This is a genomic window from Shigella sp. FC1567 (genome assembly GCF_001743015.1).
Lineage (GTDB): Bacteria > Pseudomonadota > Gammaproteobacteria > Enterobacterales > Enterobacteriaceae > Escherichia > Escherichia coli.
On sequence record NZ_MIIV01000306.1, the window covers coordinates 1 to 1,106 of the forward strand.

2 protein-coding genes and 1 pseudogene are annotated in these 1,106 nt (G+C 43.9%); 1 reads left to right on the forward strand and 2 read right to left on the reverse strand.

Annotated elements, in window-relative coordinates; genetic code table 11:
- Positions 1 to 165, reverse strand: a 165-nt coding sequence (locus BHE85_RS16280; protein ID WP_047664789.1) for an IS1 family transposase, incomplete at its 3' end; no start/stop codon positions are given.
- Positions 166 to 308: 143 nt separating this feature from the next.
- A pseudogene (locus BHE85_RS16285) lies at positions 309 to 667 on the reverse strand (DUF1889 family protein).
- A 274-nt stretch (positions 668 to 941) separates the two neighbouring features.
- Here BHE85_RS16285 and BHE85_RS16290 point away from each other — a divergent pair.
- Positions 942 to 1,106, forward strand: a 165-nt coding sequence (locus BHE85_RS16290) for an IS1 family transposase (protein ID WP_047664789.1), incomplete at its 3' end; no start/stop codon positions are given.

Below are 1,106 nucleotides of genomic sequence, written 5' to 3' on the forward strand. Positions count from 1 at the left end.
TTTCTGGTGCGTACCGGGCTGAGAGGCGGTGTAAGTGAACTGTAGTTGCCATGTTTTACGGCAATGAGAGCAGAGATAGCGCTGATGTCCGGCAGTGCTTTTGCCGTTACGCACCACGCCTTCAGTAGCGGAGCAGGAAGGACATCTGATGGAAATGGAAGCCACGCAAGCACCTTAAAATCACCATCATACACTAAATCAGTAAGTTGGCAGCATTACCGCCGATGATTATTTGATTGTGAGAAAAAGGACGCTTTTTATATGTGATTAAAAGCGTCCTGACCCATTTATGCTGATATAAATTAAACTCAGACCAGTGCTTTTAGTTCTTCCTGCATATATGTTGAAAAGTATTCAGGATTTTTAATTACAGTGCGTTCACCAAACTCCATTTTTTTTGCCCATCCAACCATTTTTTCCGTGAACCCAGGGTTCCAGCCTTCCTGGTCACTCGCGCCGTAATATCAGCGGCACTCGCGGGTACTCCCAGTTCTTTTAAATATTTAAAGATTCCCTTCGCTGTGCTTTCATTCATCGAACTTGGTGTTGGCGCTGATACATCCATGGCACCAATGAAATCCAGGGCTTTATCTATTACAGCAGGCATATTCTTATCCTTAAAATTAACCATGTTATCGATAAGGCTATATATGACCTTAATTTGCATCTAATATCAAAGGGATTATAACGATATGGCACGAGTTAACCTGTTGACATTCAGGTGTTTTAAAGGTAGCAGCTCATGGTGTGTTATCCAGTAAGATGGAGAAAATTAACGGTCAGTCCGCACGCTATAACCAGATTGTTCAGCTAAGAAAGAAAACCAGAGGTGCTAATCGAAGGGCGAACACAACGGCATGGTTATGTTTATTTATATAGTTAGCTTGGTAATGCTGCCAACTTACTGATTTAGTGTATGATGGTGATTTTAAGGTGCTTGCGTGGCTTCCATTTCCATCAGATGTCCTTCCTGCTCCGCTACTGAAGGCGTGGTGCGTAACGGCAAAAGCACTGCCGGACATCAGCGCTATCTCTGCTCTCATTGCCGTAAAACATGGCAACTACAGTTCACTTACACCGCCTCTCAGCCCGGTACGCACCAGAAA